A 23,328-nucleotide genomic window follows, 5' to 3' on the forward strand; every position below is an offset into this window, starting at 1 on the left:
GAGTGCCCCGGTTCAGATCCCTAGGGACCTGCGACGGGCTCGATAAATGCTGCGTCGTCCACGTGCTTCGCGGAGGTGTGCGGACCGCCGTCTTCCAGCGCTTGCTTTTCGCGGTTGGGCAGGGCCAGGGTGCAGAGCACACTGAACACGCCAATCCCGGCGAGCAGGATCCCGATGGACCACGCTCCGGACGTCACGGCGAGCTGTGCCGCCACGAGGGGGACAATGCCTCCGCCGACGACGCCGGCCAGGTTGTAGCCCATGCCGGCGCCGGTGTAGCGGTAGCGGGTTTCGAAGAGCTCCGGCAGCAGTGCCCCGGCAGGGCCGTAGGCGATGGCGAAGATCACCAGGGTGACGGTGAGGCCGAGACCAAAGGCGAAGACGGTGTTAGCGCTCAGGATCGGGAACAGCATGAGCGACCACGGCACAGCGAGAATGCACGAGGTGGCGATGACCTTCTTGCGGCCGAAGCGGTCCGAGAGGACGCCGGAGGCCAGGGTGGCGGCGGCGACAAACAGCGAGGAAACCATGCCCGTGCTCAGCACTTCCACCCTGCTCAGTCCCATACCGGTGGGGCTCGTGGCAAAGCTGGTGAGGTAGGCGGTGCCAATGTAGAAGAAAGCGAACAGGAGCGTCAGGGAGCCGCCGGCGAGAAGGATTTCGCGCGGCTGGCGCTTGACGGATTCGAGGATGGGCAGCTTGGTGCTGGTATGGGTAACCTTGGCGGCATTCTTGAAGACCGGGGTTTCCTCGATACTCAGCCGCACCCACAGACCCACGAGGACGAGCACTGCGCTGAGGATGAACGGAACCCGCCAGCCAATTGTGATGAAGGCCTCGGACTTGTCCCCCAGCGTCAGGTTGGTGAGGAGGAACGTGCCGCTGGCCAGGGCGAAGGCAACTGACGGGCCGAGTTGCGGGAAGGAGCCGAACAGCCCGCGCTTTCCCACGGGAGCATATTCGGCCACGAGGAGCGTGGCGCCGGCCCATTCGCCGCCCACGGCGAGGCCCTGCACGAAGCGGAGCACCACCAGCAGGATGGGCGCGGCCACACCAATTTGGCTGGCGTCCGGAATGAGTCCGATCATCACGGTGGCGATGCCCATCATGAGCAGCGTGGTGATGAGGGTTTTCTTCCGGCCAATCCGGTCTCCGTAATGGCCGAAGATGATCGCGCCTACGGGACGGGCGAAGAAAGCGACGGCAAACGTGCCGAAGGAGGCGATGGTGCCGGCCGCGGGACCCAACGCCGGGAAGAACACGACCGGGAAGACCAGGGCGGCGGCGGTGCCGTAGATGAAGAAGTCGTAGAACTCGATGGTGGTTCCGGCGGCGCTGGCGAAGGCAACCTTGCGCAGCGTCTTCTTGCTGGGCGGCGCTTGCAGCCCGGCCGGCGAAGTCGGTGAAACTGAAGTCATGGCAATCTCCTTTGATGTCCGCCTCGATGCGCGGCTTTGTGACTCAGCTCACCATAGCGAAAAGCTTGGACATCCAACTACCTCCCAAAAGAGGTAGTTCCTAAAACGCGGGACCGCCCGGGCGGTCTTCTAGACTTCGAGGAGAAAGCAACCCTGAACCTGAGGAGCGCAATGATCCCGGAGATCAACATCTGGGCGGTCCTGCTGGCCGCCTTGTCCAGCATGGTGGTCGGATCCGTCTGGTACACGCCGAAGGTGTTCGGCAACTACTGGATGCGCACTGCCAAGGTCACCCCCAGCGGGGATGCGAAGGACGCCGTCAAACCGATCCTGGTCACCCTGGTGGTCAGCTTCGTCAGCGCCTGGGTGCTGGCCGGGTCCGCCGCCATCTCCCAGCACTTCTACGGCGGGAATTTCCTCGTCAACACCCTGGTCACGGCCCTAATCCTGTGGGCAGGGTTCACGGCGGCGCGCTTCATCACCCACGATGCCTTCGAGGGCCGCCCGACCGGACTGACGGTACTGAACTGCGCTCACGAACTCGTAACCCTCACGGTGATGGCCCTCATCATCGGCCTGTTCGGCATCAGCGCGGCCTGATGTCCTGACGGGGCCGGGCAGGCCCGGCGACGCGGGTCCCGCCCGGCGACGCGGGTCCGGCCCGGCGCGGCGGGTCCGGCCCGGCGCGGCGGGTCCCGCCCGGCGACGCGGCAAAGCCCTGGCGCTACCGGAATACGGCAGCGTCAGGGCTTTGGCGCGTCATGGAACTCTTGCCGCGTCGCAGGAAGGTCCGCGTCGCAGGAAGGTCCCCGTCTAGCGGTGCGTGAAGTCCGGCTGGCGCTTCTCGGCGAAGGCTGCCATGCCTTCCTTCTGGTCCTCGGTGGCGAACAGCGAGTGGAACACCCGCCGTTCAAAAAGCACACCCTGGGCCAGGCCGGTCTCGAACGCGGTGTTGACGGCTTCCTTGGCCACCATCGCCACCGGCTTGGACTTGGAAGCAATCACAGCGGCGGCTTTCAGGGCCTCGTCCACCACGTCCGCGGCCGGCACGACACGGGACACGAGGCCGGCGCGTTCGGCTTCCTCGGCGTCCATGAAGCGCCCGGTCAGGATCATGTCCATCGCCTTGGATTTGCCCACTGCCCGGGTCAGGCGCTGCGAGCCGCCCATGCCCGGCAGTACGCCCAGGTTGATTTCCGGCTGGCCGAACTTGGCATTGTCCCCGGCAATGATGAAATCGCACATCATCGCGAGCTCACAGCCGCCGCCCAGGGCGAACCCGGAGACGGCCGCGACCACCGGGATGCGCAGCCGGGTGAAGTCCTCCCAGCCGCGGAACCAGTCCGCCGCATACATGTCCATGTAGCCCTTGGACTGCATTTCCTTGATGTCCGCCCCGGCTGCGAAGGCCTTCGCAGAGCCGGTCAGCACGACCGCCCCCACCTCGGAGTCGGCATCCATGGCCGATACGGCGGCCACGAGTTCGTCCATCGTGACCTTGTTGAGGGCGTTCAGCGCCTCGGGCCGGTTGAGCGTCACGAGCCCCACCCGGCCACGGCGCTCCACCAGAATGTTTGTGTACTGCTCCGTCATGCCTGTCCCCTCAGCTGTTCAGAAATATTAGGTGTCCGGCTTCCCGGTGATCAGAACCGGCTAGTGTTCGGATTTGTCGCGGATGTCGGTGATGATGCCGGAGAAATCCCGGCCCGCCCCGCCTTCCGCGGCAAAGCTATCGTAGATTTCGGACGCGAGCGGACCCAACCGTGCGGCAACGCCGGTGCTTTGGAGCGCGTTGAGCGCCAGCTTGAGGTCCTTCGCCATCAGGGCTCCGGCGAAGCCGGGCTGGTAGTCGCGGTTGGCGGGGCTCGTGGGCACCGGTCCCGGCACGGGGCAGTTGGTGGTCAGCGCCCAGCACTGGCCCGAGGCCGCGGAGGCGACGTCGAACAGTGCCTGGTGGGTCAGGCCCAGCTTCTCGCCCAGCACAAAGGCCTCGCTGACCGCGATCATCGAGACGCCGAGGATCATGTTGTTGCAGATCTTCGCGGCCTGTCCGGCACCATGTTCCCCGCAGTGGACCACCCGCTTGCCCATCACCTCGAGCATCGGTTTGACCGCCCCGAAGTCCTCCGAAAGCGCCCCCACCATAAACGTCAGGGTGCCCGCTTCGGCGCCCACGACGCCGCCGGAAACCGGGGCGTCCACGGCCCGGTGCCCGGCCGCCACGGCGAGTTCGGCCGCTTCCCGAGCCTCATCCACGTTGATCGTGGAGCAGTCCAGGAACAGGGTGCCAGGGGCTGCGGTGGCGAGCAGGCCCGGCTGGCCCGGCTGGCCCGGGGTGCCGCGGTAGGCGTCCAGCAGGTGTTTGCCGCTGGGCAGCATGGTGAGGACGACGGCGGCGCCGGCCACGGCCTCGGCGGCGGTGTCCGTGGTGGCGATGCCGTGCGCCCGGGCAGTTTCCAGCGCGGCCGGCATCAGGTCGAAGCCGGTCACGGTGTAGCCGGCCTTGACCAGGTTGATGGCCATCGGTCCGCCCATGTGGCCCAGGCCGAGGAAGGCGACCGGGCCGGCGTGCTTCCCGGCCTGGACCGGTTCAGCCGTCGATGGTTCAGACATTGTCGTGCTCCTTCAAAAGCATCAGTTCACGGTCGCCCAGCGGCGCAAAATAGGATTCGACGTCGCCGCGGCTGACCTCCGCCAGCGTGGCGGGCTTCCAGTGCGGGTTTCGGTCCTTGTCCACGACCTGGGCGCGGATGCCTTCGCGGAAGTCCGGCCCGGAGAGGAACCGCAGCCCCACCCGGTACTCCTGTTTCAGGGCTTCCTCGAGGCCCCGGCCCCTGACCCGGCGCAGGGATTCCAGCGCCACTTTCACGGCGGTCGGCGCCTTGGCCTCGATGGTGTCGGCGGCGTCGGAGGCTTCCCCGCCCACTGCCCGCAGCCGGCGCACGATCTCCCCGGCGTCGTCGCTTGAATAGCAGGCATCAATCCATTCCTGCTGCGCTGCGAGGACGGAGGGCGGGGCCTCCTCGGCGAAGCGCGCGACGGCGTCGTCCGCCGCCTCGCTCTCCAGTGCCTCGGCAAGTTCCGCGAGCTTCGCGGACGGGACGAAGTGGTCCGCGAGCCCCAGGAACAGGGCGTCGGCGCCGCTCAGGTGCGCGCCGGTGAGAGCCGCATGGGTGCCCGATTCCCCCGGTGAGCGGGAGAGCAGCAGGGTGCCGCCGACGTCGGGCACAAACCCGATGGTGGTCTCCGGCATGCCCATCCGGGTGCGTTCGGTGACGATCCGGACCGAGCCGTGCGCGGAGATCCCCACGCCGCCGCCGAGGACCAGACCGTCCATGAACGCCACGTACGGCTTCGGGTAGCCCGAGATGAGCGCGTTCATCCGGTATTCCTCGGCCCAGAAGTCGGCCGTTGCGTCCCCGCCATCGAGCATGTCCCGGTAAATGGCCACGATGTCGCCGCCGGCGCACAGCCCCCGGTCGCCGGCGCCGTGGACCAGCACCGCCGCGACGGCATCGTCATCTGCCCAGAGGGTGAGCTGGACCAGCATGGCCGATGCCATGCCCGCGGTGAGCGCGTTGACGGCCTGGGGCCGGTTGAGCGTGACCACACCGAGGCCGCCGCGGCGTTCGAACAGCACCTCCGCCGGCGTGGCGTCGGAGGAATGCTTCCCCGCCATCAGCTGCCTTCCGGCATCACGAAGCTGGCACCGGCGCGGATGCCGGAGGGCCAGCGGGTGGTGACCGTCTTGGTCTTGGTGTAGAAGCGGAAGGCGTCCGCGCCGTGCTGGTTGAGGTCGCCGAAGCCAGAGGCCTTCCAGCCGCCGAAGGTGTAGTAGGCGATCGGCACCGGGATGGGGACGTTGATGCCCACCATGCCCACCTGGACCCGGCTGGCGAAGTCGCGGGCGGAGTCGCCGTCGCGAGTGTAGATGGCCACGCCGTTGCCGAACTCGTGCTCGCTGCACAGGCGCAGGGCCTCGTCGTAGTCCTCGGCGCGGAGCACACTCAGCACCGGGCCGAAGATCTCTTCCTTGTAGATAGTCATGTCCTTCGTGACGTTGTCGAAGAGGGTGGGGCCGACCCAGAAGCCGCCCTCGTAGCCCTCGACCTTGAGGCCGCGGCCGTCGGTGAGCAGGGTGGCGCCCTCGTCGACGCCGGCCTGGATGTAGCCTTCGATCCGTTCCTTGGCGGAGGCCGCCACGACCGGGCCGAAGTCCGAGTCCTTGGCGAGGCTGTGGCCGACCTTGAGGTCCGCGATCCGCTCCTCCAGCTTGGCGACGAGCGCGTCGCCGGTGGCCTTGCCGACCGGCACGGCCACCGAGATCGCCATGCAGCGTTCGCCGGCGGAGCCGAAGCCGGCACCCATCAGGGCGTCCGCGGCCATGTCCAGGTCCGCATCCGGCATGATCACCATGTGGTTCTTGGCCCCGCCGAAGCACTGGGCGCGCTTGCCGTTCGCGGCGGCGGTGGCGTAGATGTACTGCGCGATCGGCGTGGAGCCGACGAAGCCGATGGCCTGGACCCGGGGGTCCTCCAGCAGCGCATCGACCGCTTCCTTGTCGCCATTGACGACGTTGAAGACGCCGGCGGGCAGGCCGGCCTCGGTGAAAAGTTCCGCAAGGCGCAGCGGCACGGAGGGATCCCGTTCGGACGGCTTGAGAATGAAGGAGTTGCCCGCGGCAAGCGCCGGACCGGACTTCCAGAGCGGGATCATGGCCGGGAAGTTGAAGGGCGTGATCCCGGCGACGACGCCGAGCGGCTGGCGCAGCGAGTGCACGTCGATGCCGGTTCCGGCGTTGTCCGAGAACTCGCCCTTGAGCAGGTGCGGGGCGCCTGCAGCGAATTCCACGACCTCGATGCCGCGCTGGATGTCACCCTTCGCGTCGAGGAAGGTCTTGCCGTGCTCCGAGGACAGCAGGGTGGCGAGTTCGTCCAGGTTCTGGTTGACCAGATCGACGAACTTGAGCAGGATCCGGCCGCGGCGCTGCGGGTTCATGGCCGCCCATTCGAGCTGGCCCTTCTCCGCGTTGGAGACCACGTTGCGGACTTCCTCGGTACTGGCCAGCGGCACCCTGGCCTGGACCTCGCCGGTGCACGGGTCGTAGACATCGCTGAAGCGCCCCGAGGTGCCTTCAACATGCTGTCCGTCAATGTAATGGGATAGTTCGCGAACCATGATGGAATGCTCCTTTGCACCGTGTGATTGCCGAAGTGACGGCCGGGCCGTGTGACCCACGACATCTTCTGCTCCCGAATATACTCGGACTTCCTACTAAATTCCAGAGGGGCGTGAACGGACCGCCGCTTCGTGCGGCAGCCAAGTTCGGTAAGTTAGGGATTGTGAAGATAGCTACCTGGAATGTGAACTCGCTCCGCGCCCGTGCCGACCGTGTTGAAGCTTGGCTTCAGCGCACCGACTGTGACGTCCTGGCCATCCAGGAAACCAAGTGCAAGGACGACAACTTCCCCTGGGAGCTGTTCGAGAACTTGGGCTACGAGGTGGCGCACTTCGGCTTGAGCCAATGGAACGGCGTGGCGATCGCCTCCCGGGTGGGGATCGACGACGTCGAACGCACCTTCCTGGACCAGCCCGTCTTCGGCAAAAACGGCAAGGACGCCGTGCAGGAGGCCCGCGCCATCGGCGCCACTTGCGGCGGGATCAGGGTCTGGAGCCTCTACGTTCCCAACGGCCGGGCCCTCGACGATGAACATATGCCTTACAAGCTCAGCTGGCTGGATGCCCTGCGGACCCATGCCGAGGGCTGGCTGCGGGAGGACCCCGGAGCGCAGGTTGCCCTCATGGGGGACTGGAACATTGCCCCGCAGGACGAGGACGTCTGGGACATCGACTACTTCCGCGCTGAGAGCCTCACCCACGTGAGTGAACCGGAACGCGCAGCCTTCCACGCCTTTGAGAACGCCGGATTCCAGGACGTTGTCCGCCCGCACACCCCCGGTCCCGGCGTCTACACCTACTGGGACTACACCCAGCTGCGCTTCCCGAAAAAGGAAGGCATGCGGATCGATTTCGTCCTGGCCTCCCCCGCCCTGGCCGCCCGGGTCACCGGCGCCGCCATCGACCGCGAGGAACGCAAGGGCAAGGGTGCCTCGGACCACGCCCCCGTGATCGTGGAGCTGAGTGACTGATGCGCACAGCCCAGGGAAGCAACGTGGTCCTATGACAGGAAACCTCTATCGCGGCCAGGCCGGGCTGCCGTTCTCCTCCGCGTTGCGGGTGTACGAACCCCTGGAGGCGTTCCCGGAGGACCAGCAGGGTCCCCTGCGCGCCGCGGGGGGGCGCAGCGTTTCCCGGGCGGCCGTGGAAAACGCCGAACTGCTGGCTTCCCTCGGCCGCATCACCCGCCCGGGCGGGGACCCGTTTCCGACCGGCGCAACGGACCTGGTCAGGAGCATTGCGGTACCGCGGACCGGAGGCACTGCCCCGGCTTCGCCTCCGGCCGACTCCGGGAGTCCCGCCGCCGCGCCGCCGGACACCGGGGCGCCGGAGCGGCTGTTGTACTGCCCCAGCCAGCTGGTGCTCCGGGCCGGGCTGGCGGCTAACGCCCTGATGGAGGGCATCCACGGGCCACTGGCCCAGCTGCTCATCCCGGAGGAGCAGCGCGACCGGCACCAGGAGCGCATCGACGAGGTACGGTCGCACTCCGGGCTGGGCCGCGTGCACACCCGGGCGTCCACCTGGGGCATCCCCTTCAGCTGGTTCTGCCTGTTCAAGGAATCGGACCCCACGGACGTGGTGGAATCCGAGGGGAGGATCGTCACCGTGCGCATCCGCACCACCATCGGCGAGTCCCTGGAACGGGTCCGCTACGCCGTGGCCCATCTGGCCATGGCTGCCCCGGATCTGGACATGCTCGAGGATCTGACCCAGCTCACCGAATGGCTGGAGCTCTTCCACCCGGAGTCCATGGTGGAACTGGACTACGGCGCCGTGGCGGACAAGGTCTACCCGGATGACTCGCCCATGGACGTCCGGCTGGGCATTGAGTGCCTGGCCGAAGGGGACATGACGGGGGCCGCCGCGGCCTACCGCCGGCTGGCATCCCGCTGGATCCCGATCCGGCAGCTGGCCCGAGCGTCCTGATGTGACCCCGGCGGCGGCCGGTGCTATCCGGCGGCCGGTGCTATCCGGCGGCCGGTGCTATCCGGTGCAATACGAGGGCCGGTGCTATCCGGTGCTATACAGGGGGCCCGGTGCTACGGGCGGCCGGCCTGAGGGGTGAGAGTCCCCGGCGCGCCTTTCCGGGCCGCCGCCTCCGCCCCCGCGGGCGGCGCCGTCGTGCTACGGACAACCAGCTGGTGCGGGGCCACCGTGGAGCGCACTGACCCGACGATCCCGTCGAGTTCGTCCAGCAGCATTTTCGTGCCCAGTTCGGCCTGCTCGTCCGGGCGCTGCCTGACCGTGGTGAGGCCCATGGCCTCGGAGAAGTCGTGGTCGTCGATCCCGATGACGGAGAGGTCCTCCGGGACTTTCACTCCGGCCCGCGTGGCCTCGAAAATGACCCCCATGGCCATCTCATCCGAGGCGCAGAAGATTGCCGTCGGCTTCGGTCCGGGCGTGTCCCAGAGCCGGTGGAAGGCGTCCTGGCCGCTGCGGACCGTGAAGTCCCCCCATTCGTCCCATTCCTCCCGGACGTTCAGGCCTGCTTCGGCCATAACGTCCTGGAAGGCCTGGATCCTGACCCGGGGGACGTCGAAGTTGATGTCGGTGTCGTCGTCGCCGTGCAGCAGGGCGATCTCCGTGTGCCCGAGGTCGATCAGGTGCCGCACCGCTGTGGCGGCGGCGGCGTAGTCGTCGATCCCGACGTAGGGGCACTCCTCGACGTGGCCGCCGACGACGACCAGCGGGATGTCGATCTTCTGCAGGTGTTCGATTTCCTCGTGCGTCAGTGCCATACACAGCACCAGCAGCGCGTCGATCTGTTTGTAGACCATGGTCTTGCTGAAGAGCCGCTCACGGTTGCTGCCGTGGCCGCCCAGGTTGAAGAGCGAGAGGTTGTACTGGCGGGCGTGCAACTCCCGGTCGGCGCCCTCGATGGCCTTGGAGAAGAACCAGCGGCTGACGAAGGGGGCCAGCACGCCGATGGTCTTGGTGCGCCCGGTGGCCAGCCCGGACGCCGAGGAGGAGGCGACGTAGCCCAGGTCTGCGGCGATGCCCAGGATTTTCTGCCGGGTAGCCGGCGAAACCCTGGGCAGGCCGCGGACCGCGCGGGACACGGTGGCGGTGGACACTCCGGCGGCGGCGGCCACATCTTCGATGCTGACACCGGAGTGGCCTCCGCGTTGCGCCCTGTCTGCTGTCCTTGCCACCGTGTCCCCTTGTCGACTGGCTCCTGAGGCAACCCGCGCCCTCCGAAGTACTCCATTAGCCTGCCTCCCCAGCGGCAACAAATGCCCTCCAAGCAACGCGGGGTCACTTGCCGCCCATAAAGCCCCTCGGGACGGGCGCTAGGTGACCCCGCGTTCACCTGCGCCGGGTTGCCGTTCTTTCCGGCAGGCGCCGGCGCAGCCGGATCAATCCGTACAGGGCCAGCACCATGACCAGCAGGCCCAGGGCCCAGCCAAGAGCGGGCTGGGCGGTGACCTCCATCCAGACGGTGATCACCAGCAGCACAAGTGCCCAGAACCCGAGGAGACCGATGATGATATCGAAATCTTCCGCGGAGCGGACGCGCCGGTGTTCGTTGCGCACCAGGCCGTGGCTCGATTTGGTGTTCATTGCCAGGCCGTCACTTCACAGCGCCGGCGGTGAGGCCCGCAACGATCTTACGCTGGAAGACCAGCACCAGAATGACCAGCGGAATTGTGACGATCGTTCCGGCGGCCATGATGGCGGTGTAGGGAATCTGCTGCGGCTGGGCCCCCGCGAAGTTGGCAATGGCCACCGTCACCGGCTGGGTCGCATCGTTGGAGAGCTGGCTGGCAATCAGGAATTCGTTCCATGAGGAGATGAACGCCAGGATCGCCGTCGTGAAGATGGCCGGTGCCGCCAGCGGCATGATCACACGGCGGAACGCCTGCCCCTGGGTGCAACCGTCCACGCGGGCGGCTTCCTCGAGCTCCCACGGCATTTCCCGGAAGAATGACGTCATGGTGTAGACCGTCAACGGGAGGACGAAGGAGATGTTCGGAATGATCAGCGCCTGGTAGGTGCCGATCCACCCGATATTGGTGAACAGCTGGAACAGCGGGGTGATCAGCGCGACTCCGGGGAACATGGACGCCCCCAGGATGAAGCCCAGCACAAGGTACTTGAACCGGAAGTTCAGCCGGGCCAGGGCATAGGCTGCGAAAACGCCGAGTACCAGCGAGATCAGGGTCACCGTCACGCCGATGAACACACTGTTCAGCAGCGCCTGGCCGAACCTGTTACCGAACGAGGTATCAAAGGCAGTGGCGAAGTTGTCGAGTGTCACGTGAGTGGGCAGGAGCGAGGTGTCGTACGTGAAGCCGACATCGCGGAACGCCGTCACCACCATCCAGTACGCCGGCGCGAGGCACCAGATCAGGATGATGGCCGCACTGATATAGGTGCGGACGCTCGCCCACTTCTCGCGGTTCTGGGCTACTTTGCGGCCTCGGTCCTGCCGGGCCCTGAGTTCGGTCGCGGCGGTCATTTCTTCCCCTTGCCTGTACCGGTCTGCTGCTCCACGACGTTGGCTCCAAGGAAGCGGACGAAGATGAAGGCCACCATGAAGATGATGATGAACGTAATGGTGGACAAAGCGGCAGCGGAGTTGAAGCCTTGCCTGATTTGGTTGACCACCAGAATGGAGAGCGTGGTGGTGTTGTTGGCGCCCTCCGTCAGGATGTACGGGAGGTCGAACATCCGCAGGGCGTCCAGGGTCCGGAAGAGGATCGCGACCATCAGCGCCGGTTTCACCAGCGGCAGGGTGATCATCCGGAACCGCTGCCACGCAGAGGCGCCGTCGACCTTGGCCGCTTCGTAGACATCGGCGGGTATCATCTGCAGCCCTGCCAGGATCAGCAGCGCCATGAACGGCGTCGTTTTCCAGGTGTCCGCGATAATGACGGCCCACCGGGCCGGGATTTCGCTGCCCGTCCACAGGATGGTGGTGTTGAACAGTTTGTTGCCGATGCCCTCAAAGGCAAAGATGAACAGCCACAGCTGGGCCGTGACGGCGGTGGGAATGGCCCACGGCACGAGGACGGCTGCGCGGACCAGGCTGCGGCCCCGGAAGGTCCGCGCCATGATGATCGCCATCCAGAAGCCAAGGATCGTCTCCAGCGTCACCGTGATGATGGTGAAGTAGAAGGTTGTACCGGTGGCCGACCAGAACTGCGCACCGAGGGTCCCTGGCGGGCACGCCACGGTTCCGCCGCCCGGGGCGGCGCACTGCTGGAAAATCCAGTTGATGTAATTTGAGAATCCGGCCGGGCCGCCGGCGGTGAAAAGCCCCGTGACGGGGTCAAGGCCGGCATCCTTCTGGAATGACATCACGATGGCGCTGATGATCGGGTAGACGATCACAATGGCCAGCGCGACGATGGTTGGCGCCAGGAGCCACGAGGCCCACTTGCCCTGGCTCGCAATCGCGTTGTCCTCACCCACGCCCTTGGGTGCGTGGTGGACCGGGGTACCGCCCGACGCCGGTTCCTTGACCGGCGTCGGGCCCAATTCCGTTGCCATGGCTAGGCTACTGTCCCGCGCTAGCGGACTCGATGGACTTCTGCATATCGGACAAAGCCGCGTCCACGGTCTTCTCGCCCTTGATGGCTGAGTAGGCATTTTCCTGGATGGCCTTGGTGACAGCCGGGTAGAACGGGGTGACAGGACGCGGCACGGCGTTCTCTATGGAGGTCTTCAGCACCGGGAGGTACGGCAGCTTGGCTACGAGTTCCTGGTCGTCATACAGGGCCTCGAGGACCGGGGCCAGTGAGCCCTGGGTGGCGAAGAACTTCTGGTTTTCTTCGTTGACGAGGAACTTTACGAAGTCCAGGGCAGTGGCCTTGTTCTTGGAGTAGACGCTGATGGCCGCGCTGTGTCCGCCCAGAGTCGATGCGCCGGGGCCATCTTTGCCGGGGAGTGCCGTCATTCCGAGGACGTCCTTGACCTTGGACGAACCTTCCGTGGCGGCCAGGTTGTAGACGTACGGCCAGTTGCGGTGGAACAGGAGCTTGCCGTTCTGGAAGGCCTGGCGGCCCTGTTCCTCCTGGAAGGTGATGCCTTCTTTCGGGATGTTGCCGTCGGCGTAGGCCGTGGCGAGGTTTTCGAGGCCTTCCTTTGCCTCGGGGGTGTTCAGGCTCGGCTTGCCGTCCGCGTCCAGCACGGAACCGCCGGCTGAGTTGATCGCCTCCGAGGCGTTGACGGTGAGGCCCTCGTACTTGGCGTACTGGCCGGCGAAGCAGCCGATGCCGTTCTCTTCAGCGATGGAGCACATGCCCATCATCTCGTCCCAGGTCTTGGGCGCCGTGGGGACGAGGTCCTTGCGGTAGTAAAGAATGCCGCCGTCGGACGACACCGGAGCCGCGTAGAGCGTCCCCTTGTAGGATCCGGCTTCAATGGTGGGCTTCAGCATGCCCGCCGTGTCTACTGCCATCTTGTCCTTGAGCGGCTGCAGCCAGCCCTTGGCAGCGAACTCTGCCGTCCACACGACGTCGACACTCGCGACGTCGTAGTTGGCGTTTTTGGCCTGGTAGTTCTGGACGAGGTCATCGTGCTGCTGGTCGGCCTGGTCGGTCTGTTCCTTGAACGTGACCTTCTCGTTCGGGTGCGCCGCATTCCACTTCTCGATCAGGGGACGGACCACATTGCTGTTGTCCTTGCCCTGGACGTACGTGATGGGGCCGCGGCCGTCGAGGCCCTGCTCGGCGTCCGTGCCGGCGGTCGTGCCGCCTCCTCCTCCGCCGCCACAGGCGGAGAGAGTCAGGGCTAGCACGCCTGCTGCGGCTACGGGAAGTAAGAACTTCGGTGTTTTCATGCTGGGGGCTCCTCGCTGAGTACCGGACAAAAATCGGCGGGCGTTCGTGTGGTGCCCATCACGATAATCAACACCCGGCGAGGAATGCAAGCGTTTACACAGAACCTTTACGGAAAGGAGACCCGTGTGCCGAGGCCTTTTCTGTGTGCCAGCCCGCGCCGATTCAACAAAATCCGGCCACGGGGCGCCTCCAGCGGGCCAGGCAAAAAATGCTGCCGAAAGCTCACCCCGGTCAGCGGACCCGTTCGGCCCGGCCAAACCTAGACCGGGCACCCGAGGCGATATGAATGAGCACCAGGGTGCGTTTTCCAAGCGCGACGTCGAGTGCCTCCACGAGGGCGGAGACCTCGGCCGCGAGCCGGTGCGGGGCCACACCATGACGGGGCTGGATCCTGATTCTCAGGGCCGGTTCGCCACGGAAGTCGTAGGTGGCGACGGTCGTGCCGGTCAGGTCCGGACGGTCTGCCAGCGCGGCCCGAAGTGCCTGCTCGGCCACTCCGCTGCCGACCCTGACGTTTCCAGGCACCTCGCCGGGATCCTCTTCGGACAGAAGAGTGTTGGCCCGACCCTTGCCCTGCTGGGCAACCCAGGCCACCATGGCACCAATCAAAAGGAGCAGCATCAGGACGACCACGATCCAGAGCCAGCTCTCCGCGCGGCCCGGGAAGCGCGTGCGCTCGAAGAGGTCCCGCCAGATGCTCCAGACGCCGGCAGCCCAGCCCTGCCACCATGCCGCGACCGCCGGCACGGCCGCCAGCAGGATGAGCAGTACTCCGATGGCGAGCAGCTTGAAGCCCAGGACGCCGATCAGGACCCGGTTAAGGGTTCTGGGGGTGCCGTTCATGCGCCGACCACCCCCGCCGAGGCGACATTGATGCGGGCCTCCGGAGCGGGGGTCAATCCCATCTCCTGGAGCTCATCCTGGACGGCTGTGAGGACGGCATTCCGGCTCAACGGCACGCCGGAGGTGGGACGGACGTTGACCTCGACCTGCTGCCGGGAAACCGTCACCATCACCTGTTCCGGGCTCACGTTGGCGGCCAGCCGCGCCCGCCGCGCCAGCGCGGAAGCGATCACTTCGTCGTCCACGACGACGGCGGCGCGGCGGTCCAGCAGGACGTGGCGGGCGCGGCGTCCCGGCAGAACCGCGTTCAGGAAGAAGAACAGCCCGGCCATGACCAGCACCGCGCCAACGACGCCGAGCAAGAGGGGCGGGACCCCACTCGGGAGCGACACGACCTGCTGCGCGGCGGTCTGCGGATCCACCAGCCAGGGCGGCTGGCCGACGGCCCGGACTGCGGTTTCCAGGAGGGCATAAACGCACAGTGCAATGACGAGCACAGCGGCGATGATCGAGGCCATGGCCCTGGAGGAGTGCGTCTCGCGCCTGAGGATCTGGTCCATGCCTTCGACGCCCGTCCCGGCAGCCGCCGGGCTGCCGGCGGACGGTGCAGTGACGGGAGCCGGCGGGACCTGGCGTCCGCTGCTGGAATGACGGTCGGTGGCGTGGCTCAATGGACCCGCCCTCCTTCGCTTACGCTGGCGCCGCTGATCCGGATGTCGACCCGGCTCAGCCGGGCACCGCTCAGCTCGGTCACGCGACGCAGGATGTCGGCCTTGGCGGCCACGGCCCGGTCCCAGACGGAACCGCCGAAGCCTGCAACGCGTCCGGGCTCCCGCAGGACTGCCGCCAGCGGCGGGACGGTGATGGGAGAGACGAGGGACAGCGCCAACAGCCCGTCATCGTCGGACCACTCGGCCCGCACTTCATGCGGCGTTACGCCGAGCGCTTCTGCCGCGGCAGCCCGGGCCACGCTGGTGAGCGCCTGAGTGCTGATCCTGGTGTGTCCAGCCATCGCGGCGGCGCGGACGGCACCAGCTGTCGCCCTCATGAGGAGGAACGCCGGCCTGTCAGGGCGTCCAGCACGCTGCGCAGGTCCAGTTTCCCTTCCGCGGCGCGGCCCAGCAGGGCTCCGATTCCCATGAACAGCAGGGCGCCCAGGAAACCCCATACGCCGAACTGGAAGGACATGAACGCAGCGAAGGCGCCCATCGCGATTCCCACAACCGTCAGATTCACTGGATTGCCTCCCTTGATGGCCGGGTCTCGGCCGGGGTACCGGGCTTCGCCGGGCCGGGCACGTAGACGTCGTTGATCTCGATGTTCACTTCGATGACCTGGAGCCCGACGAGTTCCTCGACCGCCGCGTACACGGCGGCGCGGATCTGGTCCGCCAAGGCGTGCAGGGGCGTGCCGTAAAGCGCCACCAGGTCAATGTCGACGGCGACCTGGGTTTCGCCGACCTCGGCGCGGACACCGGCGGCGTGGTCCGAGCTGCCGACGGCATCCCGGAAGGCGCCGAGCGCGCGGGACGGGCCGCTCCCCAGGGAGTACACGCCGGGGACGGAACGGGCGGCGATGCCCGCGACCTTCGCGACGGCGGTTTCGGAAATGACGGTGCGGCCGGCACCGGGCAGCGGCAGGTCGGTAGCCAACCCTGGCACCGGGGCCGCTGCAGGCTGGGAATTCTGGTATTCCATAAGGCACTCCCCCTTCTCTTTGTGACCACCCTAGTACCTGCCAACGACAAGGTGGCCCCAGGGAGCGGGATTGGCCGCCGTCGCCGCCGTCGACCTTGGATCGATTGCTCCGGCACTGCCCTTTTGCCCCGCCAGAAGGGCAGTTGCGGAGCAACCGATGGGGTTAAAGCAGAAAAGCACCAGTTCCGAAGAACTGATGCTTCCCAGTGGTGGCTCCGACCGGCGTCGATCCGGTGACCTCTCGATTTTCAGTCGAACGCTCTACCAACTGAGCTACAGAGCCTAGGTGACATGTCACCGTGAGAGCCGGAATTTCTTCTGGCAATCAGAGCGACCCTGACGGGACTTGAACCCGCGACCTCCGCCGTGACAGGGCGGCGCGCTAACCAACTGCGCTACAGGGCCTTGCTATTTTCTTGTTTCTCTGCAGTATCGCTACTGCAATTTTTCAAGGCCTTTAGCCTACCAGACTTTCACACCCGGTTTGACCAGTTCCTTGCGTACCCCCAACGGGATTCGAACCCGTGCCGCCGCCGTGAAAGGGCGGTGTCCTAGGCCGCTAGACGATGGGGGCCAGAACGCCATTCGGATGGACACGATAGAAACAAAGACAAAAATTAAGGGCCTAGGCCTTTCGTTTTTGTCCTTTCGGGTTCCTCCGAACTGGACTATAAAACTATAAGGGCAGACCCCCGGATTATCCAAAATCGGCGGTCGCCGCACTCCGGGGCGCTCAGCTCCGCCGGCCCGACTCCTGCTGCGCCCGCTCCACGTCGCAGGCCGCCTCCAGCTCGCCCCTGGCCCGCAGTCCCGCGATGACGCCGTCCACATCGGCCGCCGGCCGATTCTGGCTCAGCTTCCGCTTCGCCTCCACCCTCGTGATGACAAGTTCGACGCCGACAATCGCCCGGAGCTGCCCGGCAATGAAACGCGCGGGCGCATCGTCCACGCTCCAGGGCTCTGGCGAAAGTGCTTCATGCAGTGTGGTCAGCCGCCGGACCAGGTCTTCCACCCAGGCCGGGTCGTCATGGATGACCAGCCGGCCATAGACGTGCGACGTGGTGTAGTTCCAGGTGGGAACCACCCGGCCATGTTCGGCCTTGGACGGGTACCACGACGGGGAGATGTACGCGTCGGGGCGCTGGATGATGACCAGGGATTCGCCCAGTGCCGGCAGCAGCCATTGGTCGTTGTTGCGGGCGAGGTGGCCCAGCAGTGCCCCGTGGTCGCCGGCCTCCGGGTCATAGACGAACGGCAGCAGCGTCGCGAGCAGTCCGCGCTCCGTCGAGGTCACCAGATTGGCTGCACCCGGGTTCGAGAGCAGTTCGTTGACGGCGTCCTGGTCGGCGGCGAAATGCAAGGGGACGTACATGGGGGCTTCCTTGTCGAGTTTTGTTGTGCGGTGAGATGCGGGACGACTGACAAGCTCAGGCCACGAGCATGACAGCCAGTGTGAACATAACCAAGGCGATGCCGCCGTCGAGCACGCGCCAGCTGCCCGGCCGGGCGAACACCGGCGCGAGGAACCGGGCACCGGCGCCAAGGGACGCGAACCACGCGATGCTCCCCAGGCCGGCCCCGGCGGCAAACCACCAGCGCCCGTCCGGGCCGTGGGTGCCGGCCAGGGATCCCAGCAGCAGGACCGTGTCGAGGTAGACGTGGGGATTGAGCCAGGTCAGCGCCAAACTGGTCCCCAGCGCAGCCGCCCAGGCTCCCTTTTGCCCGATCGCCGGCTCGGACGCCTGCGTTCCGCGGATGGCCCGCACTGCAGCCATGCCGCCGTAGGCCAGGAGAAAGGCGGCTCCGGCCCAGCGCACGACCTCGAGAACGCCGGGTGCCTGCTCGATGAGGACGCCCATGCCGGCCACGCCCAGCACGATCAGCACGAGGTCGGAGAGGGCACACACGGCAACAACCAGCAGAACGTGCGAGCGCTGGACGCCCTGACGGAGTACGAAGGCGTTCTGCGCGCCGATGGCGACGATAAGGGACAGCCCACTTGCCAGGCCCGAAAGGAGAGAGACGATCACGGGTTCCACGCTAGAGGGCCCGGGAACATGAAAGCAGTTAATCATTTGTGAGCAACATAAGATGAGCTAATGATCGACATCCATCCGGACCACGCCCGGACCCTCGCGGCCATCGTGGTCCACGGAAGCTTCGAGGCCGCCGCCAGCCACCTGCGCGTCACGGCGTCTGCGGTGAGCCAGCGCGTCCGGGCCCTCGAAGTGACCGTCGGCCGGCCGGTGCTGAAGCGGACCCGCCCCGTCGAACTCACGCCCTCCGGCCATGCGGTGGTGCGCTTCGCCCGGCAGCTGGACATGCTCTCCGCCGATCTGGCCGAGGAGCTGCAGCCCGGCGCGCAGCCTGCCAGCATTCGTCTGACCCTCGTCATCAACAGCGATTCCCTGCACACCTGGGCGCTGCCCGGGCTGGCGGCCGTGGCGGACAAGGTCCAGCTGGAGATTCTGCGCGAGGACCAGGACTACTCCCTGGAGCTCCTCCGCAGCGGCGCCGCAGCCGCTGCCATCACCACCACGGCGAAGGCGGCACCGGGCTGTTCCTCCCGGCGCCTGGGCGTGATGCGCTACCTGCCGGTCTGCACGCCGGACTTCGCCGCCCGGTGGTTCCCCGCCGGGGCGGCGCCGGAAACGCTCGCCGCCGCCCCGGTCATCATCTTCGACCGCAAGGACGACCTGCAGGACCGGTACCTGCGGTCAGTGAGCCGCCAGGCGCTCCTGCCGCCCCGGCACTATGTCCCGGCGGCCCACGAGTTCGGCGAAGCCATCCGCTGGGGGATGGGCTGGGGGCTGCTCCCCGAAATCGAAGTGTCGGAGGAACTGAAGCGCCGCACGCTGGTTTCCCCGGACCCCGCAGCGCATGTCGATGTGCCGCTCCACTGGCAGCAGTGGCGCTACGGATCGGCGGCCCTCGACGAGGTCGCCGCAGCAATCCAGGCCGCCGCCCGCCCCCTCCGGTGAGCCGGCCCGGGTGCTGCGCCCCGGTTGGCAGGAACTCGACTAGACATGGCCGATTTCCGCCAGCCCGCGGCCGCTGTCCGGACTAGATTGGCAGCATGGCCACAACCGCCCAGACAGGCTCCCCCCAGCCGGACAGCACGCACCCGGACGGCACCCACGAAGTGCCGCCGCCCGCTCCCGCCCCCGATCCCCCGTCCAAGACCCTGCAGCCTGGCCAGATCAGCCGGCTCGGCATCGCCGCCGTCGTGGTCACCGTGGTGCTGTGGGCGTCCGCCTTCGTAGGCATCCGCGCCGTGGGACCGAGCTTCTCCCCCGGCTCCCTGACCCTGGGCCGGCTGGCGATTGCCGCCGTCGTGCTGGGCCTGGTGGTGCTGCCGCAGCTCCTGAAGACCCGTCACCTCCCCCGGGGCCGCGAATGGTGGCCCATCCTGGCCTACGGCGTCATGTGGTTCGGCGGCTACAACGTCGCGCTGAACGCCGCGGAGCACCTCCTCGACGCCGGCACGGCCGCCCTGCTGATCAACGTCAACCCGATCCTGGTCGCCATCATGGCCGGCGTGATCCTCAAGGAGGGCTTCCCGCGCTGGCTGATCATCGGCAGCCTCGTCGCATTCAGCGGGGTCGCGGTGATCGCCCTGGGCTCCGGCCAGCGGTCGGCGGCGGACGTCGCCGGGGTGCTGCTGTGCCTGCTGGCGGCGGCCCTCGCCGCAGTGAGTGTGATCGTGCAGAAGCCGGTGCTGCGGAAGTTCCCCGCCGCCCAGGCCACCTGGTTCGGAATCATGGTCGGTGCCATCTGCTGCCTGCCCTTCAGCGGCCAGCTGGTCGCCGAACTGCAGGCGGCCCCGCTGCCGGCTACCCTGGGCCTGGTCTACCTCGGCGTTTTCCCCACCGCGATCGCGTTCACCACCTGGGCCTATGCACTGTCCCTGATCGACGCCGGCCGGCTCGCCGCCACGACTTATCTGGTGCCCGGCACCACGATCCTGATCTCCTGGCTGGTGCTCGGCGAGATCCCCACCGTCTGGGGCCTGCTCGGCGGCGCCGTCTGCCTCGTGGGGGTGGGGCTGACCCGGCGCCGGTCCCGCTGATTCGGCGCTAGAGTTTCAGCTATGCCCCCCTCCCTGCCGCCAGGTCTCCCGATCATTCCGGACGGCCCGGACGGCCCGGACGGCCCGGACACGCCGGAGAGCCCGGACGACGGCGGGAACGACGGCGGGAACGACGGCGGCCACGACCACGCGCCGTTCCCGATGTCCGAGGCCGACTTCGAAGCCGCGGTGAGCGACGCCCTGGACCGGATCCCGCCGGACCTCGCAAAGACCATGAACAACGTGGCCATCTTCATCGAGGATGACTACACCCCCCAGCCCGGCGAGGATCCGGACACCGTGCTGCTGGGCCTCTACGAGGGCGTGCCCCTGACCGAACGGGACTCGTGGTGGGACGCCGGCTCGCTGCCGGACCGCATCACCATCTACCGCCAGCCGATCCTGGACATCTGCGAAACACGCGAGGACGTCATCGACGAGGTGACGGTCACCGTGGTCCACGAGATCGCGCACCACTTCGGGATCAGCGACGATCGCCTGCACGAGCTCGGCTGGGGCTAGCCTTGTAGGCATGGGACACGACCACAGCCACTCACACGGCCTCACCGGCACGGCCAAGCACCGGAAGCGCCTGGTCGCCGTCCTCGCCATCACCCTCGCCGTCGTCCTGATCCAGATCGTCGGCGCGCTGATGTCCGGCTCCCTGGCCCTGCTGGCCGACGCCGGCCACATGCTGTCCGACGCGGCCGGGGTCTTCATCGCCCTGCTGGCCGCCTGGATCGCGGCCCGTCCGGCGAGCGAGCAGCGCACCTATGGCTACCAGCGTGCCGAGGTGCTGGCCGCCCTGGCCAACGCCCTGGTGCTGATTGTGATCTCGGTGGTGATCTTTACGGAGGCGATTCGCCGCCTTGGTTCCGCCCCCGAGGTGCAGACCGACGTCATGCTTGCCGCGGCCGTCCTCGGCGCCATCGCCAACCTCGTGTCACTGCTGATCCTCCGCGGCGCCCAGAAGGAGAGCCTCAACGTCCGCGGTGCCTACCTTGAGGTCCTGGGCGACCTTCTCGGCTCCTTCGCCGTTATCGCCGCCGCCGTGGTCATCATGGTCACGGGCTTCCAGGCGGCGGACACCATCGCCTCGATCGTCATCGCGCTGATGATCCTGCCGCGGGCCTGGCACCTGCTCCGCGACGTGGTGGACGTGCTGCTCGAGGCGACCCCCAAGGGCGTGGAAGTGCAGATGATCCGCGAGCACATCCTCGCCGTGGAGGGTGTGGTGTCGGTGCACGACATCCACATCTGGACCATCACCTCCGGCGTGCCCGTGTTTTCCGCCCACGTGGTGGTGGAGGATGCGGCCCTGGGTGCCCGCGGCGCCGACCAGATCCTGGACAAGCTCGTCAGCTGCCTGGGCTCGCACTTCGACACCGAGCACTGCACCTTCCAGCTGGAACCGGTCTCACACGCGGAGCACGAATCACACCAGCACGCCTGAGCCCCGGCCCCGCATTACTGGCCGGAGTCCCCTGTTAGGAGAGCACGTCCTTGGTGACGAACCGGCCGTAGGCGAGCGCCCCGAACACGGCGACGTAGCCGCCCTGCAGCAGTGCATTGGTGAGGAAGGATTCCCAGGCGATGGGCTGGCGGAGCAGGTCGGCGAAGTCCAGCCAGTAGTGGCTGAACAGCCACGGGTGCAGCCACTCCAGCTGCGGCAGCGCGTCGAGGACCTGCGAGACCACCGAGAGCACCACCGTGGACGCCATCGCACCCACGGGGACGTCGGTGAGGGTGGACATGAAGAGCCCGATCGCCGACAGCCCCATCAGCGACACGGCAAGATAGGCGGCAATCAGCAACAGCCGCTGCAGTGCCTCCGCTGCCCCGATCGAATCCCCGGAGAGCAGCGTGACCGGCCCCACGGGGAAGAGCGCCGCACCGATGCCGGCCCCGACCAGCGCCACCACGAGCGGCGCCGCGACGGCGAAGGCCACGGCCCCGGCGTATTTCACGAGCAGCAGCCGGATGCGGCCCGCGGGCGCCACCAGCAGGTACCGCAGCGTTCCCAGTCCGGCCTCGCCGGCCAGGGTATCGCCTGCCACCACCCCCACGGTCAGTGGCAGGAATAGCGGGACGGAGACCAGCATGGCGGTCACGCCGACAAACAGGCCGTTTTGCGTAATGCGGTCAAGGAACGCCGGTCCCCGGCCCGGCGGCACCGCGGAGGACAGGCGCACCGCTACGGCGATCAGGATCGGAATGGCCGCCAGGGCGCACAGCATGGCCCAGGTCCGGCGGCGGCGGAAAAGCACCCCGAGCTCGGAGGCGAGCAGACCGCGGCCCCACTGTCCCCGCGGAGTGGACACCGATTCTTTACTGGACAACGTCAAAGCCCTCCCCCGTCAGCGCCACGAAGCGGTCCTCCAGGCTGACCTGCTCGGTGGCGAAGCCCCGGACCCGGACGCCGGCCGCCACCAGGGCGGCCACCACCTCCTCCGGTGCCACGGCTCCATTCCCTGCCGCTTCGGGAAGCGGCGCGTAGAGCACCTCGCCGCCGGGCGCTGCACTGCCGGAACTTGTGGCCGCGCTCAGGCCCAGCCGGGACAGTACCTCGGCCGCGGTCCCGGCGTCGGGCGTCAAGACCCGGATCCGTGCCTGCCCGCCCTGGCGCAGTTCCTCGAGGGTTCCCTGCGCCACCAGCCGGCCCGCGCTCATGATGGCGGCGTGGGTGCAGATCTGTTCCACTTCGGCCAGCAGGTGGCTGGAGACAAAAACGGTGGCGCCGTCGGCCGCGAGCGAGCGGACCAGACTGCGGACCTCCCGGGTGCCCTGCGGATCCAGCCCGTTCGTGGGTTCGTCCAGGATCAGGAGGTCCCGGGGGGCGAGCAGGGCATTGGCGATGCCGAGTCTCTGCTTCATGCCTAGTGAATAGGCCCGGACCTTTTTGTCCGCGGCATGCGTCAGCCCCACCCGTTCCAGCGCTGATTGGACCCGCGCCTTCCGGGTGGCTGCGGGTACATGCGGGTCAGCGGCGTCGAACCGGTGCAGGTTGGCCGCGCCGGAGAGGAAAGGATAGAACGCCGGTCCCTCGACCAGGGCCCCCACACGGGGCAGCACCCCGTGCAGCTGCCGCGGCATTTCCTCGCCGAGGAGCCGGACGGAGCCACCCGTGGGCGCGGCGAGTCCGAGCATGAGCCGGATCGTGGTGGTCTTTCCCGAGCCATTGGGACCCAGGAAACCGAAGACCGAACCCTTCGGCACGGCCAGATCAACGCTGTTGACGGCCAGCTGGTGGCCGAAGCGCTTGCTGAGACCGGTCGTCTCGATGCTCAGTTCGGTCGCCGGCGCGGCGGCGGTCACGCCGCCGACACCGGGTGGTCCGC

Annotated in this window: 26 protein-coding genes and 3 tRNA genes; 7 read left to right on the top strand and 22 right to left on the bottom strand. The window is 67.3% G+C overall.

What is annotated here, in order from left to right:
• Positions 1 to 20: 20 nt before the first annotated feature.
• A complete protein-coding gene (locus tag ACZYZ3_RS13575) occupies positions 21 to 1,418 on the bottom strand; it encodes an MFS transporter (protein ID WP_463964340.1) in 1,398 nt (465 codons plus the stop codon).
• A gap of 171 nt (positions 1,419 to 1,589) precedes the next feature.
• On the opposite strand from ACZYZ3_RS13575, the gene ACZYZ3_RS13580 reads away from it, so the two are divergent.
• On the top strand, positions 1,590 to 2,018 hold the full coding sequence (locus tag ACZYZ3_RS13580) for a DUF1761 domain-containing protein (protein ID WP_463964341.1): 429 nt from the start codon (positions 1,590 to 1,592) through the stop codon (positions 2,016 to 2,018).
• A 213-nt stretch (positions 2,019 to 2,231) separates the two neighbouring features.
• On the opposite strand, the gene ACZYZ3_RS13585 is transcribed toward ACZYZ3_RS13580, so the two are convergent.
• The 4 genes from ACZYZ3_RS13585 to ACZYZ3_RS13600 are packed head-to-tail and all read right to left on the bottom strand — an operon-like array spanning position 2,232 to position 6,596.
• Positions 2,232 to 3,011, bottom strand: coding sequence for an enoyl-CoA hydratase (locus tag ACZYZ3_RS13585; protein WP_463964342.1), 780 nt, complete (start codon positions 3,009 to 3,011; stop codon positions 2,232 to 2,234).
• Positions 3,012 to 3,071: 60 nt separating this feature from the next.
• Positions 3,072 to 4,031: a 3-hydroxyisobutyrate dehydrogenase gene (mmsB, locus tag ACZYZ3_RS13590; protein WP_463964343.1), complete on the bottom strand. Its 960-nt coding sequence runs from the start codon at positions 4,029 to 4,031 to the stop codon at positions 3,072 to 3,074.
• Complete coding sequence (locus ACZYZ3_RS13595) at positions 4,024 to 5,097, bottom strand: enoyl-CoA hydratase/isomerase family protein (RefSeq protein WP_463964344.1); 1,074 nt, start codon at positions 5,095 to 5,097, stop codon at positions 4,024 to 4,026. Before ACZYZ3_RS13595 ends, mmsB begins: the two co-directional genes overlap by 8 nt.
• Positions 5,097 to 6,596: a CoA-acylating methylmalonate-semialdehyde dehydrogenase gene (locus ACZYZ3_RS13600; protein ID WP_463964345.1), complete on the bottom strand. Its 1,500-nt coding sequence runs from the start codon at positions 6,594 to 6,596 to the stop codon at positions 5,097 to 5,099. The genes ACZYZ3_RS13595 and ACZYZ3_RS13600 overlap by 1 nt, the downstream gene beginning before the upstream one ends.
• 164 nt (positions 6,597 to 6,760) lie before the next feature.
• Here ACZYZ3_RS13600 and ACZYZ3_RS13605 point away from each other — a divergent pair, with 164 nt between their 5' ends.
• Together ACZYZ3_RS13605 and ACZYZ3_RS13610 are read left to right on the top strand one after the other, a co-directional pair.
• The gene (locus ACZYZ3_RS13605; RefSeq protein ID WP_463964346.1) at positions 6,761 to 7,567 is read left to right on the top strand and encodes an exodeoxyribonuclease III; all 807 of its coding nucleotides are present in this window, start codon (positions 6,761 to 6,763) and stop codon (positions 7,565 to 7,567) included.
• A gap of 31 nt (positions 7,568 to 7,598) precedes the next feature.
• Positions 7,599 to 8,522 (top strand): DUF8083 family protein, encoded by a 924-nt coding sequence (locus tag ACZYZ3_RS13610; protein ID WP_463964347.1) that lies wholly within the window; start codon positions 7,599 to 7,601, stop codon positions 8,520 to 8,522.
• A 113-nt stretch (positions 8,523 to 8,635) separates the two neighbouring features.
• On the opposite strand, the gene ACZYZ3_RS13615 is transcribed toward ACZYZ3_RS13610, so the two are convergent.
• The 15 genes from ACZYZ3_RS13615 to ACZYZ3_RS13685 form a co-directional block, all read right to left on the bottom strand.
• Positions 8,636 to 9,748, bottom strand: a complete 1,113-nt coding sequence (locus ACZYZ3_RS13615; RefSeq protein WP_463964348.1) for a LacI family DNA-binding transcriptional regulator — start codon at positions 9,746 to 9,748, stop codon at positions 8,636 to 8,638.
• Positions 9,749 to 9,902: 154 nt separating this feature from the next.
• Positions 9,903 to 10,157 (bottom strand): hypothetical protein, encoded by a 255-nt coding sequence (locus tag ACZYZ3_RS13620; RefSeq protein ID WP_463964349.1) that lies wholly within the window; start codon positions 10,155 to 10,157, stop codon positions 9,903 to 9,905.
• A gap of 10 nt (positions 10,158 to 10,167) precedes the next feature.
• A complete protein-coding gene (locus ACZYZ3_RS13625; RefSeq protein ID WP_463964350.1) occupies positions 10,168 to 11,055 on the bottom strand; it encodes a carbohydrate ABC transporter permease in 888 nt (295 codons plus the stop codon).
• The gene (locus tag ACZYZ3_RS13630) at positions 11,052 to 12,089 is read right to left on the bottom strand and encodes a carbohydrate ABC transporter permease (RefSeq protein WP_463964351.1); all 1,038 of its coding nucleotides are present in this window, start codon (positions 12,087 to 12,089) and stop codon (positions 11,052 to 11,054) included. Before ACZYZ3_RS13630 ends, ACZYZ3_RS13625 begins: the two co-directional genes overlap by 4 nt.
• Before the next feature lie 7 nt (positions 12,090 to 12,096).
• A complete protein-coding gene (locus ACZYZ3_RS13635; protein WP_463964352.1) occupies positions 12,097 to 13,380 on the bottom strand; it encodes an ABC transporter substrate-binding protein in 1,284 nt (427 codons plus the stop codon).
• A 232-nt stretch (positions 13,381 to 13,612) separates the two neighbouring features.
• On the bottom strand, positions 13,613 to 14,224 hold the full coding sequence (locus tag ACZYZ3_RS13640) for a hypothetical protein (protein WP_463964353.1): 612 nt from the start codon (positions 14,222 to 14,224) through the stop codon (positions 13,613 to 13,615).
• The gene (locus ACZYZ3_RS13645) at positions 14,221 to 14,784 is read right to left on the bottom strand and encodes a DUF6286 domain-containing protein (protein WP_463964377.1); all 564 of its coding nucleotides are present in this window, start codon (positions 14,782 to 14,784) and stop codon (positions 14,221 to 14,223) included. The genes ACZYZ3_RS13640 and ACZYZ3_RS13645 overlap by 4 nt, the downstream gene beginning before the upstream one ends.
• A gap of 107 nt (positions 14,785 to 14,891) precedes the next feature.
• The gene (locus ACZYZ3_RS13650; protein WP_463964354.1) at positions 14,892 to 15,272 is read right to left on the bottom strand and encodes a hypothetical protein; all 381 of its coding nucleotides are present in this window, start codon (positions 15,270 to 15,272) and stop codon (positions 14,892 to 14,894) included.
• Positions 15,269 to 15,460 (bottom strand): hypothetical protein, encoded by a 192-nt coding sequence (locus ACZYZ3_RS13655; protein WP_354172807.1) that lies wholly within the window; start codon positions 15,458 to 15,460, stop codon positions 15,269 to 15,271. Before ACZYZ3_RS13655 ends, ACZYZ3_RS13650 begins: the two co-directional genes overlap by 4 nt.
• The gene (locus tag ACZYZ3_RS13660; RefSeq protein WP_463964355.1) at positions 15,457 to 15,921 is read right to left on the bottom strand and encodes an Asp23/Gls24 family envelope stress response protein; all 465 of its coding nucleotides are present in this window, start codon (positions 15,919 to 15,921) and stop codon (positions 15,457 to 15,459) included. The genes ACZYZ3_RS13655 and ACZYZ3_RS13660 overlap by 4 nt, the downstream gene beginning before the upstream one ends.
• Before the next feature lie 207 nt (positions 15,922 to 16,128).
• Positions 16,129 to 16,204 (bottom strand) — tRNA-Phe (locus ACZYZ3_RS13665).
• Between the two features lie 48 nt (positions 16,205 to 16,252).
• A tRNA-Asp gene (locus ACZYZ3_RS13670) sits at positions 16,253 to 16,326 on the bottom strand.
• A 96-nt stretch (positions 16,327 to 16,422) separates the two neighbouring features.
• Positions 16,423 to 16,495 (bottom strand) — tRNA-Glu (locus ACZYZ3_RS13675).
• Positions 16,496 to 16,654: 159 nt separating this feature from the next.
• A complete protein-coding gene (locus ACZYZ3_RS13680) occupies positions 16,655 to 17,293 on the bottom strand; it encodes an FMN-binding negative transcriptional regulator (RefSeq protein WP_463964356.1) in 639 nt (212 codons plus the stop codon).
• A 55-nt stretch (positions 17,294 to 17,348) separates the two neighbouring features.
• On the bottom strand, positions 17,349 to 17,951 hold the full coding sequence (locus ACZYZ3_RS13685) for a LysE/ArgO family amino acid transporter (RefSeq protein ID WP_463964357.1): 603 nt from the start codon (positions 17,949 to 17,951) through the stop codon (positions 17,349 to 17,351).
• Positions 17,952 to 18,020: 69 nt separating this feature from the next.
• Between ACZYZ3_RS13685 and ACZYZ3_RS13690 the strand changes: the two genes are divergently transcribed.
• From ACZYZ3_RS13690 to ACZYZ3_RS13705, 4 genes are all read left to right on the top strand, one after another.
• Complete coding sequence (locus tag ACZYZ3_RS13690; protein WP_463964358.1) at positions 18,021 to 18,902, top strand: ArgP/LysG family DNA-binding transcriptional regulator; 882 nt, start codon at positions 18,021 to 18,023, stop codon at positions 18,900 to 18,902.
• Positions 18,903 to 18,997: 95 nt separating this feature from the next.
• Positions 18,998 to 19,990, top strand: a complete 993-nt coding sequence (locus ACZYZ3_RS13695) for a DMT family transporter (protein ID WP_463964359.1) — start codon at positions 18,998 to 19,000, stop codon at positions 19,988 to 19,990.
• Between the two features lie 21 nt (positions 19,991 to 20,011).
• The gene (locus ACZYZ3_RS13700; RefSeq protein ID WP_463964360.1) at positions 20,012 to 20,512 is read left to right on the top strand and encodes a metallopeptidase family protein; all 501 of its coding nucleotides are present in this window, start codon (positions 20,012 to 20,014) and stop codon (positions 20,510 to 20,512) included.
• Positions 20,513 to 20,522: 10 nt separating this feature from the next.
• Positions 20,523 to 21,443 carry a cation diffusion facilitator family transporter gene (locus tag ACZYZ3_RS13705; protein ID WP_463964361.1) on the top strand — a complete coding sequence of 307 codons (921 nt, stop codon included), beginning with the start codon at positions 20,523 to 20,525 and terminating at the stop codon, positions 21,441 to 21,443.
• A gap of 34 nt (positions 21,444 to 21,477) precedes the next feature.
• Here the strand turns inward: ACZYZ3_RS13705 and ACZYZ3_RS13710 are convergent, their stop codons facing one another.
• Both ACZYZ3_RS13710 and ACZYZ3_RS13715 read right to left on the bottom strand, forming a co-directional pair.
• Positions 21,478 to 22,311 (bottom strand): ABC transporter permease, encoded by an 834-nt coding sequence (locus tag ACZYZ3_RS13710; protein WP_463964362.1) that lies wholly within the window; start codon positions 22,309 to 22,311, stop codon positions 21,478 to 21,480.
• Between the two features lie 7 nt (positions 22,312 to 22,318).
• The gene (locus tag ACZYZ3_RS13715; RefSeq protein WP_463964363.1) at positions 22,319 to 23,305 is read right to left on the bottom strand and encodes an ABC transporter ATP-binding protein; all 987 of its coding nucleotides are present in this window, start codon (positions 23,303 to 23,305) and stop codon (positions 22,319 to 22,321) included.
• Positions 23,306 to 23,328: the final 23 nt, after the last annotated feature.

This window comes from Pseudarthrobacter linnaei (assembly GCF_055412825.1).

Excerpts from the sequence above, each read along its gene's own strand:
- ACZYZ3_RS13600 (WP_463964345.1), bottom strand. The coding sequence starts at position 6,596 with ATGGTTCGCGAACTATCCCATTACATTGACGGACAGCATGTTGAAGGC.
- ACZYZ3_RS13585 (WP_463964342.1), bottom strand. The coding sequence starts at position 3,011 with ATGACGGAGCAGTACACAAACATTCTGGTGGAGCGCCGTGGCCGGGTG.
- ACZYZ3_RS13645 (WP_463964377.1), bottom strand. The coding sequence starts at position 14,784 with ATGGACCAGATCCTCAGGCGCGAGACGCACTCCTCCAGGGCCATGGCC.
- ACZYZ3_RS13580 (WP_463964341.1), top strand. The coding sequence starts at position 1,590 with ATGATCCCGGAGATCAACATCTGGGCGGTCCTGCTGGCCGCCTTGTCC.
- ACZYZ3_RS13610 (WP_463964347.1), top strand. The coding sequence starts at position 7,599 with ATGACAGGAAACCTCTATCGCGGCCAGGCCGGGCTGCCGTTCTCCTCC.
- ACZYZ3_RS13595 (WP_463964344.1), bottom strand. The coding sequence starts at position 5,097 with ATGGCGGGGAAGCATTCCTCCGACGCCACGCCGGCGGAGGTGCTGTTC.
- ACZYZ3_RS13625 (WP_463964350.1), bottom strand. The coding sequence starts at position 11,055 with ATGACCGCCGCGACCGAACTCAGGGCCCGGCAGGACCGAGGCCGCAAA.
- ACZYZ3_RS13705 (WP_463964361.1), top strand. The coding sequence starts at position 20,523 with ATGGGACACGACCACAGCCACTCACACGGCCTCACCGGCACGGCCAAG.
- ACZYZ3_RS13695 (WP_463964359.1), top strand. The coding sequence starts at position 18,998 with ATGGCCACAACCGCCCAGACAGGCTCCCCCCAGCCGGACAGCACGCAC.
- ACZYZ3_RS13700 (WP_463964360.1), top strand. The coding sequence starts at position 20,012 with ATGCCCCCCTCCCTGCCGCCAGGTCTCCCGATCATTCCGGACGGCCCG.
- ACZYZ3_RS13630 (WP_463964351.1), bottom strand. The coding sequence starts at position 12,089 with ATGGCAACGGAATTGGGCCCGACGCCGGTCAAGGAACCGGCGTCGGGC.
- ACZYZ3_RS13635 (WP_463964352.1), bottom strand. The coding sequence starts at position 13,380 with ATGAAAACACCGAAGTTCTTACTTCCCGTAGCCGCAGCAGGCGTGCTA.
- ACZYZ3_RS13620 (WP_463964349.1), bottom strand. The coding sequence starts at position 10,157 with ATGAACACCAAATCGAGCCACGGCCTGGTGCGCAACGAACACCGGCGC.
- ACZYZ3_RS13660 (WP_463964355.1), bottom strand. The coding sequence starts at position 15,921 with ATGGAATACCAGAATTCCCAGCCTGCAGCGGCCCCGGTGCCAGGGTTG.
- ACZYZ3_RS13650 (WP_463964354.1), bottom strand. The coding sequence starts at position 15,272 with ATGAGGGCGACAGCTGGTGCCGTCCGCGCCGCCGCGATGGCTGGACAC.
- ACZYZ3_RS13680 (WP_463964356.1), bottom strand. The coding sequence starts at position 17,293 with ATGTACGTCCCCTTGCATTTCGCCGCCGACCAGGACGCCGTCAACGAA.
- ACZYZ3_RS13575 (WP_463964340.1), bottom strand. The coding sequence starts at position 1,418 with ATGACTTCAGTTTCACCGACTTCGCCGGCCGGGCTGCAAGCGCCGCCC.
- ACZYZ3_RS13690 (WP_463964358.1), top strand. The coding sequence starts at position 18,021 with ATGATCGACATCCATCCGGACCACGCCCGGACCCTCGCGGCCATCGTG.
- mmsB (WP_463964343.1), bottom strand. The coding sequence starts at position 4,031 with ATGTCTGAACCATCGACGGCTGAACCGGTCCAGGCCGGGAAGCACGCC.
- ACZYZ3_RS13640 (WP_463964353.1), bottom strand. The coding sequence starts at position 14,224 with ATGAACGGCACCCCCAGAACCCTTAACCGGGTCCTGATCGGCGTCCTG.